Origin of the sequence: Barnesiella sp. (genome assembly GCF_022723415.1) — a bacterium.
Taxonomy (GTDB): Bacteria; Bacteroidota; Bacteroidia; order Bacteroidales; family Barnesiellaceae; genus Barnesiella; species Barnesiella intestinihominis.
In genome coordinates this window covers 1-18,709 of the sequence record NZ_JAIJHU010000058.1, presented here as the reverse complement: position 1 = coordinate 18,709, position 18,709 = coordinate 1, and the positions used below count along the sequence as shown (strand labels likewise).

Genomic DNA, 18,709 nt, shown 5'->3' with positions numbered 1-18,709 from the left:
GAGAAATAATATTATCATTTCAAGCAGGTATGTTCCGGCCATATTGAGCTCCTGTCTCGCATCTTGAATCCCTTGATTTTTGTCAATAGCCCGCTATTGGCTGCATATCTCAGACTCCAATCTGCTTCAACATAGGGCTCAATCTGTCTCGGAATAAATTTAAAACAGCTTCTTAATTTCACAGTCCTCTTTAAGTTCAGCAGAAAAATCCGTGGGGTAGACATGTATTTTAGCGATGAATGTGCTTGTCGACAAATACATTCCGGTCTCTCCGGCAAGAGGTTGAAAAAACAATCAAATAGATTTTCGATAAAATGTAACCCCTCCGTCACTTCCGTGACACCTCCCCTATATTTTGCGCTGCAAAACACCCCGCAATACTACGGGGCACGGCAGGGGGTGGAATTTCATATTTTTATTCTACTATTGTGTTTAACCCCCTCGTCCTGCGGACACTCCCCCCTATATTTCCTTATGGAAACACAGGGGGAGAGGATTGAAAGAGGCATTTTATGTTTTGGCATAAGGATAGTTTTGTGCATTTCTCTTCTATTGTTGCACGACACCCCGCAATGCCACGGGACACGGCAGGGAGGAGGGTAAAAGAGTCGATTTGAACGACCTTTTGGGGGTTCCTCTTTGCTTCGTGGGGTTCCCCCTATATTCCACCTTGCAGAAACGGAACCTATCGAAAGTCATTCTCCCTCTATACGAATTTGCAATCCTTGTTATCCAACAGGAAAAATGACAAAGAAAAAATTTCAACAGACATTTATTAACCATGCTCCCGAAAACATATGGTAACAAACCGAACGAGGGACACTATTCTTTTATCGGACTACAATAATTTTCACGGTCGATTTCGTATGAATAGCAATTAAATTGTATTTTTGTTCTCAATCACAATAGAAAAACCACTATGCTGAAACTCATATCTTGGAATGTCAATGGGCTACGTGCTTGTTACGACAAAGGATTCACCGATATATTCAGGCAATTGGATGCCGACTTCTTCTGTCTGCAAGAGACGAAAATGCAGGCGGGACAACTGGATTTGCAATTCGACGGTTACCGGTCTTATTGGAACTATGCCGAAAAGAAAGGATATTCGGGAACAGCTGTCTTTACCCGACTTCAACCCATCAGTGTCAGTTACGGCATGGATAGAACAGAACACGACCGTGAGGGCCGTATCATTACTCTCGAAATGGAAGATTTCTTCTTGGTAAATGTCTATACTCCCAACTCGCAAGAAGGATTAAAACGACTTGAATACCGTATGACATGGGAAGATGATTTTCTGCACTTCTTGAAACAACTGGAAACCCAAAAGCCGGTCATCGTATGCGGCGACCTGAACGTGGCTCACCAAGAAATCGATTTGAAAAATCCCAAAACGAACCGGAAAAACGCCGGATTTACCGATGAAGAGCGCAATAAATTCACCCAACTACTGTCTGCCGGATTCACCGATACATTCCGCTATTTTTATCCTGATCAAAAAGACATCTATTCGTGGTGGTCTTACCGATTCAAAGCGAGAGAAAAAAACGCCGGCTGGCGTATCGATTATTTTCTTGCCTCCGCATCGCTCAACGAGAAATTGTGCAGTGCGAAAATACACACGGAAATTTTTGGCTCGGACCATTGTCCCGTGGAGCTGGAAGTTGACTTATAATCATACATATACCTCTAAACGACTTCTCAAACGATAGTGAATACCGAATTTACTATCTACCGCAGTCGCAGAGTATCGCCCACCGAAGGGGTATAATCGTCCGGGAGTTTGTTCATCTTATAGAGATTTTTCAACCGGATACCGTATCGTTGCGCAATGGTGTGCATAGAGTCACCTGAACGGACGATACAGCAGTCATAGCCTTTCTCGGCTTTTTTCTTTTTCTTTTCGAGATAGACAATGTCGCCGGCCTCCAACGGATAGTCTTTGGGAACTTCGTTGTACTTCGCCAGTTTTTTCACCGAGAAACCGAATTCCTTCGCTATGGATTCGAGCGAGTCGCCGTCGCGAGCCTCGACATAAAGCAATCCCCACGAACGATAAACGGGATGCGGATTGGCTACGATAACGGGTAAAAGGTCTTTCGCCCGAATAGGCTTGAAACTACGGCGGTCGTATTTATAAAGTTCGTAAAGCTCGATGGTCTGAATCAACTTATTGGCATACGACTTATCGGTGGCATACCCGCAGCGCTTCAAACCTTTCGCCCACCCCCGGTAATCGGTCACTTTCAATTCGAAAAGAGAAGCATAGCGAGCTCTCTTTAAGAAACGGGCATGATCTTCAAACGAATCTTCCGGTTTATTATATTTACGGAAACAATCGTCTTTCTTATCATCGTCGTAATAAACCCTCTTCCCCTTCCAATCGCTATGACATTTGATACCGAAATGATTGTTGGACATACGGGCCAATTCGCTACGACCGGCTCCCGATTCGAGCAACCCTTGTGCCAGTGTAATACTGGCCGGTATGCCATACTGCTTTTGATGTTTTACCGCTAATGAACTGTATTTCTCGATATAATCGAGATAGGCCTTATTTTTACGTTGTGCCGAGAGTTGCGAAAACGAGAGAGTCAACGCAAGCAAGGATATGATGAATCGTAGTTTCATAATTCGCTCAATACTTAAAAATAAACGACAAGAAATCCGGTTCTCTCAAAATTTGTTTTTTATTTGCCTCTGCACTCACCTTTCGCTATATTTGTAAACACAAATATAGAACCGACTTAATTACAGTTATGGAAAACCGGAACATCACCACAAAGATAATCGTTTGTTCGTATGATGAGCTAAACGAAAAGGAGAAAAAGTTGATCGACGCCGCCAAAGAGGCAACAAACCGGTCTTATTCGCCCTACTCTCGCTTTCAAGTAGGTGCGGCCGCCCTATTATCGGGAGGAACCGTCATCACGGGAAGCAATCAGGAAAATGCCGCTTACCCGTCAGGAATTTGCGCGGAACGGACTACTCTATTCTATGCCAACTCTCAATATCCCAATTTGCCCGTAGAGGCGTTGGCGATCGCCGCTCAAACCAGCGGGGATTTCATCGACCACCCCACAGCACCCTGTGGTGCTTGCCGGCAGGTAATTCTCGAAACAGAGGAACGCTACAACCAGCCGATGCGCATTTATCTCTATGGCAAAAAAGAAATTTATATCGTAGAGTCCATACGGAGTCTGCTGCCTCTCTGCTTCGGGAAAAGCGATTTGCCGGAATAGGGTACGGAAAAATTTTGTATATTTCAAAATATAGAGGGCAATTAGGTATGAAAAATAGATTTGTTCATTTTATCTTGCCTTCTTCTTTTCCTATATTTGTAGAATATATAAGATATGGTTCGGCATAATCAATCCAGAAATGTGATTTCCGTTTGCCTCTGCACTCACCTTTCACTATATTTGTAGAATATCGGATGCGGTTCGGCATAGTCAAGCCGAAAATGAAATTTTCGTTTGCCTCTGCGCTCTCCTTTCACTATATTTGCAAAAGAACTTAGAAAATCTATATGGACAATTATATCGTTTCGGCACGAAAATACAGACCATCGACGTTCCGTTCGGTCGTAGGACAAAAAGCATTGACTCAAACTCTGAAAAATGCGATCGACTCGAACAAACTCGCTCATGCTTATTTGTTTTGCGGCCCTCGCGGCGTAGGGAAAACTTCGTGTGCCCGTATTTTCGCTAAAACAATCAACTGTTTCCACCCGACCGAATCGGGAGAAGCCTGCAACGAATGCGAATCGTGCCGAGCTTTCAACGAACAACGCTCCTACAACATCATCGAACTCGATGCCGCCTCGAACAATTCGGTGGACAATATACGCACGCTCATCGACCAAGTGAGGATACCGCCTCAAATAGGCAAATACAAAGTGTTTATCATCGACGAGGTACACATGCTGTCGGCTGCTGCTTTCAACGCTTTCTTGAAAACGCTGGAAGAACCGCCGCACCATGCTATTTTCATTCTGGCAACTACCGAGAAGCATAAAATATTGCCCACGATTCTGTCGAGATGCCAAGTGTACGACTTCCAACGGATTACCACTACCGACATAGCCGAACATCTACAATACGTGGCTTCACAAGAGGGTATCACCGCCGAACCGGAGGCCTTGAACATCATCGCCCAAAAAGCCGACGGCGGTATGCGAGATGCTCTCTCGGTATTCGACCAAGTCGTCAGTTTTTCGGGCGGACACATCACCTATAAATCGGTTATCGAAAACCTCAACGTACTGGATTACGAGTACTATTTCAGATTAGTGGATGCTTTCTTGCAAAACAACGTACCGCAGGCGTTGATGATATTCAAAGAAATACGGGACAACGGTTTCGAAGCCCAATTTTTCATCGGCGGACTGAGCCGTCATTTCCGCGATCTGCTGGTCAGTAAAGACCCGGTAACCCTCCCCTTGCTCGAAGTGAGCGAATCGGTGGCCAAACGCTATGGCGAACAGGCGGAAAAATGTACCTTACCGTTCTTATACCGTGCGATGGAACTGAGCAACCGTTGCGATCTCGACTATCGCATAAGCAACAACAAACAATTTTTAGTGGAGTTGACTCTAATACAGATTTGCCAAATCACAAACCCCGTTACTAGCGCTCCCGAAAATCCACCGTTGCAGAAGATAACGCCGGCTCCCAACGCCGGACAAACGGTAAGCCCAACGAACCAGACACCAAACACCACGGCCACTCAACAAACGGCAGGAACCACATCGGGAGTTACCCAGACTGCCGAACCTCAGGCTGCATACCGAGCCGCAACCATACGGCCTACAACTTTTAAACGGGATATTCCGGCAGCTCCGACACAAACAAGAAAAGCGGCTCCCCCGACTCGTATCTCCATACATCAGAAACCGGCAGAGTCTGTCGCAGAGGAAAACACATCGACCGTACAAACCGTACTCGATACACCATTCACAGCCGAAGCCCTTACCACAGCTTGGCTGGAATACGCCAAAACCATACCGACGGAAGTCGTGCTCGTCAATACGATGCAGAGTTGCCGCCCACAGCTCGTCGATCCCAAGAATTTCGTAGTGTCGGTCGATTCCCAAATTCAAGTGGACCACATCAACGAGCATTTCCACGAATTGATGTCTTTCCTACAAAATGCCTTGAAGAACAACCAGTTCTCCATGCAATTACGTATCAACCAACCGGGAGAGAAGGAAATTATTTTCAGTCCGAAAGATGTACTGATGAAGATGATCGAAAAGAATCCCGATATAAAAAACCTATACGACACGTTCGACCTCGAAATCGCTTGACCGTTTACGAGCAAAAGATACGGAAAGGAAAGAAAAAGGCAGCGGGATAACTCATGGAAAAATTAAAGCGGAATGCCATACTCATGCTTCACCTCGTCCATGACAAAAGTACTCATGAGCGACCCCATGCTCTCTATCGTACCTAATACATTGATAATAAACTCCTGATAATATTTCATATCGGGAGCATGGATTTTGAGCAGATAATCGTAATCGCCCGAAATGTTGTAACACTCGGTCACTTCCGGGATTTCCCGGACAATGCGGGTAAACTCGGCGGCTATGTCCCGATTGAGCCTACGGAGCTTGACGCTACAAAAGACGACGAAACCCCGATTGAGTTTCGCAGGATCGAGCACTGCCACATATTTTTTGATGTATCCGTTGGCCTCCAAACGTTTCACCCGTTCAAAGACAGGTGTAGGCGACAAATTAACTTTTGCCGCCAATTCTTTGGTTGTCAAGCGAGAATTGTTTTGTAAGACTCGCAATATCTGCAAATCGGTTTTATCCAATATTTCCATAGAATAGTATTCTTTCGGGGAAGTCCCCAAGATTACAAACGATATATTTACTCTAATAATATCGTCAAATATAGTTATATTTTCCATATTTATAAAAATTCTTGTTCGATATATCTACAATATATAGCTTTGTACAGGATAAACAAATAGATATTTCAATAAAAAAACGAACGATAATGGCACAGAAAAAATTGCATTTCGAGACCTTGCAGCTTCATGTAGGACAGGAACAACCCGACCCCACAACCGATGCAAGAGCCGTCCCTATTTATCAAACGACTTCTTATGTATTCCATAATTCGGCTCATGCCGCCGCCCGATTCGAATTGAAAGATGCCGGCAATATCTATGGCAGATTAACCAACCCGACCCAAAATGTACTGGAAGAACGTCTCGCCGCACTGGAAGGCGGAGTGGCCGCCCTTGCCGTCGCTTCGGGCGCAGCCGCCGTCACTTATGCTTTTCAAAACATTACTTGTGCCGGCGACCATATTGTCGCTGCCAAGACGATCTATGGCGGGACCTATAATTTGCTGGATCATACCCTACCGGCTTATGGCGTGACGGCAACGTTCGTCGATCCTGCCGACTTGTCGAATTTCGAGAAAGCCATACGTCCGAACACGAAAGCTGTTTTTATCGAGACTCTGGGTAACCCCAACTCGAACATCATCGACATCGATGCCGTCGCCAAGATAGCCCACCGCCACAACATACCGCTCATTATCGACAACACGTTCGGTACACCCTATCTGATACGCCCTATCGAACATGGAGCAGACATCGTCGTACACTCGGCGACGAAATTTATCGGAGGCCACGGCACATCGTTGGGAGGTATAATCGTCGATTCGGGCAAATTCGACTGGACGGCTTCGGGTAAATTTCCCCAGTTGAGCGAACCCGACCCCAGTTATCACGGTATCCGATTCACCCAAGCCGCCGGAGCAGCCGCATACGTCACCCGCATACGCGCCGTTATCCTACGCGACACCGGAGCAGCCATCAGCCCCTTCAACGCATTCCTGCTTTTACAGGGATTGGAGACCCTCTCCCTGCGCGTGGAACGTCATGTAGAAAACGCCTTGAAAGTAGTGGACTTTTTGTCCCGACACCCGAAAGTAAAACGGGTAAACCACCCGGCTTTGCCCGACCACCCCGACCATGCATTGTACGAACGGTATTTCCCACAGGGAGCCGGTTCGATTTTCACTTTCGAGATAAAAGGGGGTACAGAAGAAGCCCATCGTTTCATCGACAATCTGAAAATCTTTTCACTGCTCGCCAATGTCGCCGACGTGAAATCGTTGGTCATTCACCCGGCTTCGACTACCCATTCTCAACTTACCGACCAAGAAAAAGAAGAACAGGAAATTTTCCCCGGCACGGTGCGCCTCTCCATAGGAACCGAACATATCGACGACCTCATCGACGATTTGAAACAAGCATTGGAAAAAGTATAATTATAAATCATAACGCGCCGAAACGTCCCTGCCCGTATATCGGGCAGGGACGTTTCAAGTCTTATATCACCCCTTTTCCCGATAATCAATCACACACCTTCACTTAAAAACCGTTCTTATTTTTTTTACGAGAAGTATCACACAAGCAATAAATATGTTATCTTTGTGGAAAAGCCAAAATATTCTATCCCATACAAAAGGGGATAAAAATATCGCTTTAAGTTTTTGAAAACACAAATACCGTAATCGATTCTTCACAAACCTATCCTCTTTTCGAGTTATGCCCGCTTTATATAGTTATCACAAAACACAGTTTAAAGAATAATTTATTTTAGAATCTACCGATATGACAAAGAAATTAATCATTGCAATAGTCGCAGGGATAGTCTTTCCCCTTTACGCCATAGCCGGACAACCCTCAGCCCAAATTACTCACGGCCCCTATTTACAGAATCTGTCCGAAGATGAAGTAACAGTCGTGTGGACCACCGATAAGCCTTGCAAATCGTGGGTGGAATTTAGCAAAAAGGAAGCCGGGAAAAGTTTCTACTCCCAATCGCCACGAAAAGCCTATGCCTCACAAGACGGTTTATATTGTGTCGACACGCTGCACCGGGTGACGGTCAAAGGACTCGAAAAAAATACGACCTATTTTTACAGAGTATTGTCGCAAGAAGTGAAAGAATTGCGGGCCTACCGTCCTGTTATGGGTTCCGTAGTATCCACCGACATCTGGAAAAAACCGTTGACCTTCACAACTCTCGACAACCATCGAGAAACCCTGTCAATGGTTATGGTCAACGACATACATGGGAATAACGAATTGCAAAAGAAACTACTGGGCATGGCTCCGCCACAGGACTTCGACATGGTACTTTTCTGCGGAGACATGTGTAGCCACATCAACCGGCAAAGCGACATATTTACCAGTTTCCTCAACACCTCTATCGAGTTGTTCGCCGCCCAAAAGCCATTCGTGTACGCAAGAGGCAATCACGAAACCCGCGGAGCATATGCCCGCAACTTCTCCCGATACCTCGCCGGCCCCAACGGTAAATTCTATTATGCCTTCACCTATGGTCCCGTTCGCTTCATCGTGCTGGACTGCGGGGAAGACAAACCCGACACCGATGTGGAATACTCGGGACTGATAGACTTCGACAGCTATATGCTCGAACAAAAGGATTGGCTGTCTAGGGAGATAGACAACCCAGAGTTCAAGAACGCCTCCTACCGTGTGGTTATCTCACATATTCCTTTCACGAAAGGCGGTTGGTACGGTTCCGAACGGCTGCGGAAACAACTACTGTCCTTATTGGAACAAGCACAAATAGATTTAATGTTGAGCGGTCACGAGCACGCATTCGGATTCTCCGACAAAGGAAATGCGGCCTCCTTCCCCATCATCGTGAACTCGAACAACTCGGTATTGACCTTGTTTGCCTCAAACCATTCATTGAAGGTTCAAGTAAAACAGGAAGACGGAAAAATCCTGTTAGAAAAAGAATTTCAGAAACAATAAATAATACAATCGTATAAATCAAACAGCCGGGGAAAAATTTCCCGGCTGTTTGATTTACGTAACAGAATCTTTATTGCTGATTGAGCAAAAAGTGCTTGAAAGCGTTGAAGCCGACCGGCATAAGGATACTTTGTTTTTCTCCCTGCATAAAGACTTGCAGTTTTTCGGGAACCGGAATCGTCTCGCCAACAGCGGATTCGACCGTTTCGAGAAATTTAGCCGGATGTGCCGTTTCGAGACATATGCCTGTCTCGCCGGGCTGTAATCCGTCGACTAATGCCTGATAACCACAGGCTCCATGAGGATCGAGCAAGTATCGTTCGTTACGGAAAGTTTCGCTCATCGTTCGACGAATCTGTTCATCGGTGTAACTTACCCCACTTACCTCGGCACAAATCGCATCGTGCGAGCCTCCGTACAAATCGAGTATTCGCGCGAAATTACTGGGATCACCCACGTCCATCGCATTAGCGATAGTGGCGACCGAAGGCCGCGGCGTATAAACTCCCGTACGCAGGTATTGCAAAAATACATCGTTGCGGTTATTGGCCGCAATGAACCGTTTCACAGGCAGTCCCATACGTTTAGCCATCAAACCGGCAGTAATATTGCCGAAATTTCCGCTGGGCACACTGAACACGACATCTTCGGGCTTCCCGACTAACCCGCACAACTGCGCATAGGCGTAAAAATAATAGAACGACTGGGGCAGGAAACGGGCCGCGTTGATGGAATTGGCAGAAGTAAGATAGAGTTTCTCGTTCAGCTCCTTATCCATAAAGGCATTCTTCACCAATGCCTGACAATCATCGAATGTACCGCTCACTTCCAATGCCGTAATGTTGCGACCGAGTGTGGTAAACTGCTTTTCCTGTATCTCGCTGACTTTCCCTTGCGGGTAAAGCACGAATACTTTTACACCCGGAACATCTAAAAATCCATTTGCCACGGCACTGCCCGTATCGCCAGATGTAGCTACCAACACATTGACCTGCCGCTCGCCCTCCTGTTTATTGAAATAGGCGAGTAACCGAGCCATGAAGCGCGCCCCCACATCTTTAAATGCCAACGTGGGTCCGTGAAAAAGTTCCAAACTATACCGGTTATCGGCCACCTGCACCAACGGAATATCGAAGTTGAGCGTCTCGTCGACAATCTCTTTCAATTTACCGGCTTCCACATCTTCCCCGAAAAAGGCCTCGGCCACGACAAAAGAAATTTCGCGCAAGGTCATCTCTTTCATATTTTGGTAAAATGCCGGGGGAAACCGGCGAATCACCTCAGGCATGAAAAGCCCCCTATCTGCTGCCAATCCTCTCACCACTGCTTCGCGGAGGGAAACCGGCGAAGTTTTTCTATTCGTACTGTAAAATTGCATCGCTCTTTTCTATTTTAATTTTTCCGAAAGAACTCTTTTATAAACTGCTCTCCTACCAGCACCCCATAAGCGCCGCCGGCTACATCGGACTCGCTGTACCGGGTGACTCCGTCGGGCTCCACCCCAGATTTGTAAATCACAAACGGGACAGGCTCGGCCGTGTGAGTGCGCAACCGGCAAGGGGTGGGATGATCGGGCAACAAGGCCATCGTCACCGAATCGCTCATTCGAGATACGGCATCGATGAGCGGTTTTAAAACCCGATGATCGAGATATTCAACCGTGCGAACTTTCAAATCGACATCGCCTTCATGCCCGGCCTCATCACTGGCTTCGATATGCAAATATACAAAATCGTGCGTATGTAATGCCTCGATCGCCGCTTGAACTTTACCCTCGTAATTGGTATCATACAAACCGGTCGCTCCCTCGACTTCGACAGGCCGCAGACCGGCATATACACCGATACCCCGAATGAGGTCTACCGCCGAAATGACAACGCCGCTCTTTATCCCATAACGCTCGGCCAGTGTCTCCATACGGGGCTTATAACCGGGAGACCACGGCCAGATGCTGTTCGCCGGATCTTTACCTTCGGCGACACGCTTCCGATTGACCGGATGCGACGGCAGAATCTGTTGCGAACGCAATATCAACTCGTTCAGACGATCGGCTGTCGGAACGGCTTCGGGAACGAGGGAACGAACCATTACCTCACGAAAAAGCGTACCGGGAACATCGTGCGGAGGGGTACAGTCGACTCGCTTGTCTCCGCCTTTCAACTTCAACAAATGCCGATACGAAACGCCTCGAAAGAAGTTGGCATCCTCACCGCCCAATTCTTCTTGTAAAAAATCAATTAATTCGGCAGCTTCGGCCGTAGAGATATGTCCGGCCGAATGGTTCTTGATACGACCGTTTTCGATACAGACAAGATTACAGCGCATCGCCATCTCGCCCGACTCTATATCGACTCCCATACTCGCCGCTTCCAACGAGCCTCGACCCTCGAACACCCGGTCGAGGTCGTAACCCAATACCGACAAATTGGCGATTTCGCTACCGGGGTGATAACCATCGGGGACTGTCTTCAACAAACCGCAACGACCATGAGCCGCCAACCAGTCCATAGCCGGAGTATCGGCCGACTGCAAAGGCGTTCGTCCGCCCAATTTCCCGATGGGTTCGTCGGCCATACCGTCTCCCAAAACAATGATATATTTCATAGGCCCTCTGTTTTTTTATTTATTCTCATATATCTGCGACAGTCTTCCATTGTCGTTCCACTCGCCGTACATCTTGTTTCGACAAGTAAACCGGATAAATTTGTCCAAACGTCGCCAATACAAATCCGAATTATTTCTTTTCATTTGTATATTTCCTATTTTCACCCGCTTATAAAGCTCCGGAAACCGAGAGAAATTATCCATCGCCACAGGGTGTTTCCGCAGCTCTTCGACGATAATATCGTCTATCGTAAATTCCGTTTCAAGCAAATAGGGAAAAACCGCCCTTCCCGCATCAGTCATCGTCCCTTCCCGTTCGAGATACCTGAAACGAGCCTTGTTGAGCTCGGTCCAATTGCTTCCTTTTTTACGGGGAGTGAGCCGTTGCAACATCTTGTCGCCGACCCGCTTGCAGGTAGAATCGATCCAGCCGAAACATAGCGCTTCATAAACAACGTCCAAATAGGGTAACCCGCAGGTGTGCACCCGACCGGAACGGCAACACACTATCCAGACTTCATCGCAAGAGTCGTGATTCTCGCTCAGCCAAGCCCGCAGCTGCTCTCTGGAACCGACATTCAACTCATTACTTATTTCCATGCTTCGCACTCGTTATAACCCTTATCGAATGTTGGCAATACCGATAATATCGGCAAAGACACCGGCAGCTGTAACTTCGGCTCCCGCACCATATCCTTTAATGACCATAGGATATTCCCGATAACGCTCGGTAGTCAGCAATATGACATTGTTACTCCCTTCAAGATGGAAGAACGGATGAGCCGAATCGATTTCACGCAACCCCACCTCGACATCGCCGTGGTCGAGTGTGGCGACGAAACGGAGAACTTTACCCCGATCGGCGACTTGTCTACGATACTGTTCGAACTCGGCATCGTATTGCGGTATCGCTTTCCAAAAATCAGCAAGGGAACCTTTGAAATAGTTGTCGGGGATAAAGAGCTTTTTTTTCACATCGCTCTGCTCTACCCTGTATCCGGCCTCGCGCGCCAAAATCACCAACTTGCGGATAACGTCCTGTCCGCATAAATCGATACGAGGATCGGGCTCGCTGTATCCGGCTTCCTGCGCCATACGCACAGCCCGGCTCAACGGGACATCGGCTCCCACCACATTGAAAATATAATTGAGCGTACCGGAAACCACTGCCTCGATTTTCAAAATCTTATCGCCGCTGTTGATGAGGTTGTTAATCGTGTTGATAATGGGTAACCCCGCCCCAACGTTCGTCTCGAAAAGGTACTTCACATCACGCTTGCGAGCAGTCAGCTTCAATTCCCGATAAGAATCGTACGATCCCGAAGCGGCTATCTTATTGGATGCCACTACCGACACGTTGTGGTCGAGCAAAGTCTTATAAAGCGCGGCTATATCGGGACTTGCCGTACAGTCGACAAACACCGAATTGAAGATATTCATTTTGATAATTTCGTCCTTGATTTTTTCGGGCAAAGCAACCATTTCGGAACGGTCGAGCAGTTCTTGACAATGCTCGACGTCAATACCCTCCCTATCGAAAAGGCACTTACGAGAGTTGGCAATGCCCACTAACCGAAGCTGCAATGCCTTCGTTTCGAGCAACCGTTGCTGTTGCTTGCTGATTTGTTGCAACAAGTCCTTACCTACCGTACCCACACCTACGACAAAAAGATTGAGCACTTGCGACTCGGAGAGGAAGAAAGAATCATGTATGACGTTGAGCGCTTTGCGCAGGCTGCCAAGTGCAATCACAAAAGATATATTGGTTTCAGAAGCCCCCTGCGCACAAGCTATCACGTTGATACCGTTGCGCCCCAAAACGTTGAACAGTTTTCCGGCAATACCGGGTGTATGCTTCATATTCTCGCCCACGATAGCTACGGTGGCAAGATCTTTCTCGGCTTCGATCGCACTGATTTCTCCGACAGCCATATCGTGGCGGAACTCTTCGCGCAATACTTTCACCGCCAACTCGGCATCGGCATTGCGCACGGCAAATGTCGTATTGTTTTCGGAAGATGCCTGCGACACCAAAAAGACACTGATACCCGACTTTGCCAGCCGGTTGAATATACGTGAATTGATACCGATGACACCCACCATGCCCATACCCGACAAAGTGATGAGACACGTGTCGTTGATAGACGAAATACCCTTGATGGCCTTCCCCTCGGTATGCGAATTGTCCTCGGAAATGAGGGTTCCGGGAGCCGAAGGATTAAAAGTATTCTTAATGAATATAGGTATATTTTTGTGAAATACCGGATAAATGGTCGGAGGATAAATAACCTTCGCACCGAAGTTGCACAATTCCATCGCTTCGACAAACGACAACCGCTCGATGACATATGCCGTATTGATTACCCGGGGGTCGGCTGTCATGAAGCCATCGACATCGGTCCAGATTTCGAGCTGCGAGGCATCGAGAGCGGTAGCCAAGATAGCTGCCGTATAATCCGATCCTCCACGCCCCAGATTGGTGACATCGCCATTGCTCTTGTCAGAGGCGATGAATCCCGGAACGACGGCTATACGAGGCAATGGATTAAAACCGGCTTTCACCAACCGGTTGGTCTCCTCGAAATCGACAATGTGTTTACCACACTGCATCTGCGTCTTGATGAACCGACGGGAATCGTAATGCTCGGCCCCGTCGATAACCCGGCTGACAATCAACGAGGAGAGACGCTCGCCGTAGCTGACAATCGTGTCGAGGGTCTTTACCGACAAATCTTTAATGAGAGACACGCCTTTGAAAATATTTCCCAACTCATCGAGCAATGGCTCTACGAGCGACAGAAGTTCGTCTCTCTTATGCGAATCGACAGCGCCATGTATCATGGCAATGTGCCTATCTACGATTTCACGAAAACCGTGTTCATAAGCATTACCGCCTTCCACTGCGATTTTGGCCGTACCAATGAGTTTATCGGTTATTCCCCCCAGCGCCGAAACCACTACAATAACAGGCTCCCGACAACTCTCGACTATATGTTTGACACTCGACATGCTTTCTACCGAGCCGACCGACGTGCCTCCGAATTTCAATACTTTCATATCTGGTGAATTTCTATCGGTGTTACCTTCCCCAACCTATGGGGAATCATACACAAAGTTACAAAACTTAGTTAAAAGCCATACCCAATTACGGTAAATCGAGATAATGAAATAACGTCCTCCCCCCTAAGGGGTAGTACCCATAGCCGTAACCCCGAAGAAAAAATATGTTCTATATCGTAACCTTGTCATCAATATTATCATCTTTAAATCCTCTCAAACATGCAACAACCGAGGGATACAACCAAACTCTATCGACTGCCGCCCGATGTCATCTATTTTCTCTTTTATTGCAAAAGTAATCTATTTTTTATTTTTTGAATAAAAACAAGCACAAAATGATTTATAAAAATATCATTTCTTTTACAATTTTGTATTTTACAGACGTTTTTAAACGACATTTTGAAAATATCTTTTTGCCACATGGAAAGGGAGATAGCCGATAATAGGGAATATTTTGCCAAACAAAATGATATTTTCCCCCGCAAATGACTATTTTTGTACAACCAAACAAAAAAATGTGGCATACCCGACGCAACCGAATCCTATTCGTTTCAGTCCGTATTCACTACTTTTTGTAAAGAAATAAATCATTGATGTATGCCTGAAAATATAACATCGGTCCTTATCATTTACACCGGCGGAACTATCGGAATGGTAGAAAACAGCAAAACCGGGAGCCTCGAACCTTTTAATTTTCATCACCTTCTCGATAAAGTTCCCGAATTGCGACAACTTGGATTCTCTATCTCAACGGTACAATTCGAGCCCCCCATCGACTCGTCGGAAATAGAACCGGACTCGTGGGTAAAACTGGTACACATCATCGCCGACAATTACGACTTATTCGACGGATTTGTCGTCTTGCACGGAACCGACACGATGGCATACACAGCATCGGCTCTCAGTTTCATGCTCGAAAATCTGAACAAACCGGTTATTCTCACCGGCTCGCAACTTCCCATCGGCATGTTGCGCACCGACGGCAAAGAAAACCTGATTACCGCCATCGAAATAGCTGCCGCCAAAAATACCAACGGTGAACCTCTGGTCCCGGAAGTGTGTATCTTTTTCGGGAACCATCTGCTGAGAGGGAACCGTACAACTAAAATAAGTGCCGAAAGTTTCAGCGCATTCGTATCGACCAACTATCCTCCGTTGGCACAGGCGGGGGTACACATTCACTACGACGAAAACCAAATCGCCCGCACCACATCGAAACCTCTGCGTCCGCACTATTTGATGAATACCAACATCGTAGTACTGAAACTGTTCCCCGGCATATCGGAACAAACCGTGCGCTCCATTCTAAACATTCCGGGATTGAAAGGTGTCGTGCTCGAAACGTTCGGATCGGGAAACGCTCCCGTGAAGGAGTGGTTCCTCTACTTACTGAAAGAGGCCGTGGACAAAGGCATCGTTATCGTCAATGTGAGCCAATGTATGGGAGGAAGCGTACAAATGAGCCGATACGGAACCGGTTGCAAACTCGAAGACGTGGGCGTAGTGAGCGGCTATGACAGTACAACCGAAGCCGTACTTACCAAACTTATGTTCCTGTTCGGTCACCGCTATTCCGCCAAAGTCGTAAAAGAAAATATGAACCGCTCGCTAAGCGGGGAAATCACATTGACGTTGCATAATTAGGCCAAGTAAAAAACACCGAGACACAAGACAACCGAATCAAAAAGAAGCAACAATCATCGGCAATCGGTTTCAAGAAAACCGTTCGAATTTTTTGGACATAACAATAATTATGAACGGTATGGCAAGAGCGATAAGTAGCAACACACAGGTACTCAGCTCTATGATTTGCGCCACAGACAGCGTAATATAGAGAAAGAGCAGCATAACGAGGTTCTTAATATGACCTATCATACCCGACATGAGTTTATATGCGCCTGCCTTATCGGTTATTTTGCAGGGATAGTTACACCATTGAGGCCAACGTTGCAAAAGGGTGAGTAATCCATACAACGCCAAAGCGATGACAGGAAGAAGAACGATCGTCCACGTGTCGCCCCACGAATCTATCTCGCCCCGGACATTCCAGTGCAGAGGGACTTCTTCCTTTCCTCCGGTCATTACCCGAATGGCTATTCCAAAAGAAATCATAAGGAAGAGTATCGAGGGGATTTCTTTTATCTGCTTTTTCATGGCTTCAAGAGATTATTCTACCGCTCTATCTTTTCCCGCATTCCGGGCGTTGCCCAATAATCTATCCGGGTAGTATCGCTACCGTTTTGATAGAGAAACAGAGCCTCGACCCCCGGCAAAGAATCGACCAATGCCTTACTGCGTTCCAATCCCATAACCATAAAAGCGGTAGCATATGCATCGGCAGTCATACAGTCGGGAGCCATTACCGTCGCACTCAACAACGTGTGTTGTACCGGATAACCTGTTACGGGGTCTATCGTATGTGCAATCCGTTTTCCGTCCACCATACGATAATTGCGATAATTACCCGATGTAGCCAATCCGGCATCGGTTATCTGCACGATTTCTTCGATCGTTCCGGCTTCGCCATCGGCAATAGTGGGACGGTTCACCCCCACTCGCCACATTTTTCCTTCCGGATTTTTTCCACGGGCGAATACCTCGCCGCCTATTTCGACCATAAAATCATCGATTCCCTTATCGAACAATAACTGTCCTATCACATCGCAGGCATATCCTTTGGCTATGGCCGAAAAATTGAGAGTAATACAAGTATCGGACTTTAATACCCGATGATTTTCAAGAGCCAATTTATTCATACCCACTTGCCGCAACAGGCTATCGACCTGAACAGAATCGGGAATAACCCCTTTTTTAAAACCGAATCCCCATGCATTGACAAGCGGAGATACGGTAGGGTCGAACGTCCCACCCGTGCGTGTGTATATACGCTGCGAAGCATTGAAAACATGTTCGAACCACCGGTCGGTCTCGACCGGTTCGTTGCGATTAATCCGCGAAATAATAGAAGTATCGTTAAACGGAGAGAGCGAAGCGTCGAATTGCAACAACCGGTTCTTGATTTCCTCGGACAATGATTCGGGATATTTATAGGTTATGTGGTAAAAAGTGCCGAATATCAGCCCCTCGTCATATCGATATGTGTTCTTGCCGCAACGACGTATGGCACTTGTCGACAGAAACACGACCAAAAACAGAACGACTGCCCACCATGAACGAGCATATCTTTTATCCATAACCTCCTAAAAAAACAAATGTTCCAACAAGATTTTCACGCCTATCCCTATCAAGATAACTCCCCCGACGACCTCGGCAAAGTTATGTATACGGCGGCCGAACTGACGACCGATATAAACCCCGACCAAAGAAAAGGCAAATGTGACACCGGCAATAACTATCGTGGGCGTAATCATCGTCATGTTGAGAAACGCAAACGAAATACCCACGGCCAAAGCATCGATACTCGTAGCCAACGAAAGACCTACCAACGTACGCGTATCGGCAGGATCAATGCAACAGGGTTCGGACTCTCCTTTCCGGGGCCAGCCTTCATAAATCATTTTCATTCCCAAAAAGAGTAAAACACCGAATGCTACCCAATGATCGTAGGCTTCTATATAATTCTTAAACCCAATGCCCAAAAACCAACCGATAAGCGGCATAGCTCCTTGAAAAACTGCCATAAAAGCGGCTATCTTCAAAACACGGGATAACGTAAAAGGCTTCAAAAGGACACCCGATGTCAACGACACGGCAAAGCTGTCCATGCATAACCCGACAGCCAAAACAAAAAGCTCGAATAATGACACTTGTTATTTGATTATGTTTCGGCGCAAAGTTATCGAAAAACAGCGGAATAATCGAAGAAAAATCGGCAATATCTCTATTTCAATATATTTTAGATTTTCGACGGCTCGATACAACCATTTGAAGAATAAACTTTTAGCGAATTATTTGAAAATCAAAGACAATATTTTATTAACAAATTGAATTTCAGATACTTGAAACACAGCACTATTCAATAATTCTTTCTAATATAGAATTAAAATAATTGTCGGGAAAGACAATACCAATAATCGAATTGTTGTATTTCATCTTTGCAAATAGTCCATTAAAAAAGACATAATCTCGCAAATTATAGCGACTTTTGTGATTGAAACTCATTGCATCAATTACAATACAATGGCAAAAATTACCGTTCAAAATACAGATATTAGCGTTGTCAAGTACAATGAAGAAGACTACATCAGCCTTACAGACATGGCAA

General features: G+C 46.4%; 15 protein-coding genes. 6 read left to right on the top strand and 9 right to left on the bottom strand.

Features of this window, described 5'->3' with window-relative positions:
- Positions 1–919: 919 nt before the first annotated feature.
- Positions 920–1,678 (top strand): exodeoxyribonuclease III, encoded by a 759-nt coding sequence (locus QVD32_RS10865; RefSeq protein ID WP_118687369.1) that lies wholly within the window; start codon positions 920–922, stop codon positions 1,676–1,678.
- 56 nt (positions 1,679–1,734) lie between these two features.
- Here the strand turns inward: QVD32_RS10865 and QVD32_RS10860 are convergent, their stop codons facing one another.
- Positions 1,735–2,634: a glucosaminidase domain-containing protein gene (locus QVD32_RS10860; protein ID WP_118687370.1), complete on the bottom strand. Its 900-nt coding sequence runs from the start codon at positions 2,632–2,634 to the stop codon at positions 1,735–1,737.
- 128 nt (positions 2,635–2,762) lie between these two features.
- Between QVD32_RS10860 and cdd the strand changes: the two genes are divergently transcribed.
- The gene (gene cdd / locus QVD32_RS10855; protein ID WP_021891785.1) at positions 2,763–3,245 is read left to right on the top strand and encodes a cytidine deaminase; all 483 of its coding nucleotides are present in this window, start codon (positions 2,763–2,765) and stop codon (positions 3,243–3,245) included.
- 287 nt (positions 3,246–3,532) lie between these two features.
- Positions 3,533–5,311 carry a DNA polymerase III subunit gamma/tau gene (locus QVD32_RS10850; protein ID WP_118687371.1) on the top strand — a complete coding sequence of 593 codons (1,779 nt, stop codon included), beginning with the start codon at positions 3,533–3,535 and terminating at the stop codon, positions 5,309–5,311.
- 62 nt (positions 5,312–5,373) lie between these two features.
- Here the strand turns inward: QVD32_RS10850 and QVD32_RS10845 are convergent, their stop codons facing one another.
- Complete coding sequence (locus QVD32_RS10845; RefSeq protein WP_040295957.1) at positions 5,374–5,835, bottom strand: Lrp/AsnC family transcriptional regulator; 462 nt, start codon at positions 5,833–5,835, stop codon at positions 5,374–5,376.
- A 176-nt stretch (positions 5,836–6,011) separates the two neighbouring features.
- Between QVD32_RS10845 and QVD32_RS10840 the strand changes: the two genes are divergently transcribed.
- Both QVD32_RS10840 and QVD32_RS10835 read left to right on the top strand, forming a co-directional pair.
- A complete protein-coding gene (locus QVD32_RS10840) occupies positions 6,012–7,298 on the top strand; it encodes an O-acetylhomoserine aminocarboxypropyltransferase/cysteine synthase family protein (protein WP_118687372.1) in 1,287 nt (428 codons plus the stop codon).
- A gap of 346 nt (positions 7,299–7,644) precedes the next feature.
- Positions 7,645–8,820, top strand: coding sequence for a purple acid phosphatase family protein (locus QVD32_RS10835; RefSeq protein WP_118687373.1), 1,176 nt, complete (start codon positions 7,645–7,647; stop codon positions 8,818–8,820).
- A 70-nt stretch (positions 8,821–8,890) separates the two neighbouring features.
- Here the strand turns inward: QVD32_RS10835 and thrC are convergent, their stop codons facing one another.
- Genes thrC through thrA form a run of 4 tightly spaced genes read right to left on the bottom strand, consistent with a single transcriptional unit; the run spans position 8,891 to position 14,481 of the window.
- Positions 8,891–10,198, bottom strand: a complete 1,308-nt coding sequence (gene thrC, locus QVD32_RS10830; protein ID WP_118687374.1) for a threonine synthase — start codon at positions 10,196–10,198, stop codon at positions 8,891–8,893.
- 14 nt (positions 10,199–10,212) lie between these two features.
- Positions 10,213–11,424, bottom strand: a complete 1,212-nt coding sequence (locus QVD32_RS10825) for a cofactor-independent phosphoglycerate mutase (protein WP_118687375.1) — start codon at positions 11,422–11,424, stop codon at positions 10,213–10,215.
- Between the two features lie 15 nt (positions 11,425–11,439).
- A complete protein-coding gene (locus QVD32_RS10820; RefSeq protein ID WP_021891793.1) occupies positions 11,440–12,024 on the bottom strand; it encodes a YdeI/OmpD-associated family protein in 585 nt (194 codons plus the stop codon).
- Positions 12,025–12,045: 21 nt separating this feature from the next.
- Entirely contained in the window at positions 12,046–14,481 is a 2,436-nt protein-coding gene (gene thrA, locus QVD32_RS10815; RefSeq protein WP_021891794.1) for a bifunctional aspartate kinase/homoserine dehydrogenase I, read from the bottom strand.
- 600 nt (positions 14,482–15,081) lie between these two features.
- Here thrA and QVD32_RS10810 point away from each other — a divergent pair.
- The gene (locus QVD32_RS10810; protein ID WP_021891796.1) at positions 15,082–16,128 is read left to right on the top strand and encodes an asparaginase; all 1,047 of its coding nucleotides are present in this window, start codon (positions 15,082–15,084) and stop codon (positions 16,126–16,128) included.
- 69 nt (positions 16,129–16,197) lie between these two features.
- On the opposite strand, the gene QVD32_RS10805 is transcribed toward QVD32_RS10810, so the two are convergent.
- From QVD32_RS10805 to QVD32_RS10795, 3 genes are read right to left on the bottom strand one after another with little or no spacing between them, the layout of a single operon-like run.
- Positions 16,198–16,638, bottom strand: a complete 441-nt coding sequence (locus QVD32_RS10805) for a DUF1648 domain-containing protein (protein WP_021891797.1) — start codon at positions 16,636–16,638, stop codon at positions 16,198–16,200.
- A gap of 17 nt (positions 16,639–16,655) precedes the next feature.
- Complete coding sequence (locus tag QVD32_RS10800; RefSeq protein ID WP_021891798.1) at positions 16,656–17,678, bottom strand: FAD:protein FMN transferase; 1,023 nt, start codon at positions 17,676–17,678, stop codon at positions 16,656–16,658.
- Positions 17,679–17,684: 6 nt separating this feature from the next.
- The gene (locus QVD32_RS10795) at positions 17,685–18,251 is read right to left on the bottom strand and encodes a manganese efflux pump MntP (RefSeq protein WP_008861318.1); all 567 of its coding nucleotides are present in this window, start codon (positions 18,249–18,251) and stop codon (positions 17,685–17,687) included.
- Positions 18,252–18,709 lie beyond the last annotated feature (458 nt).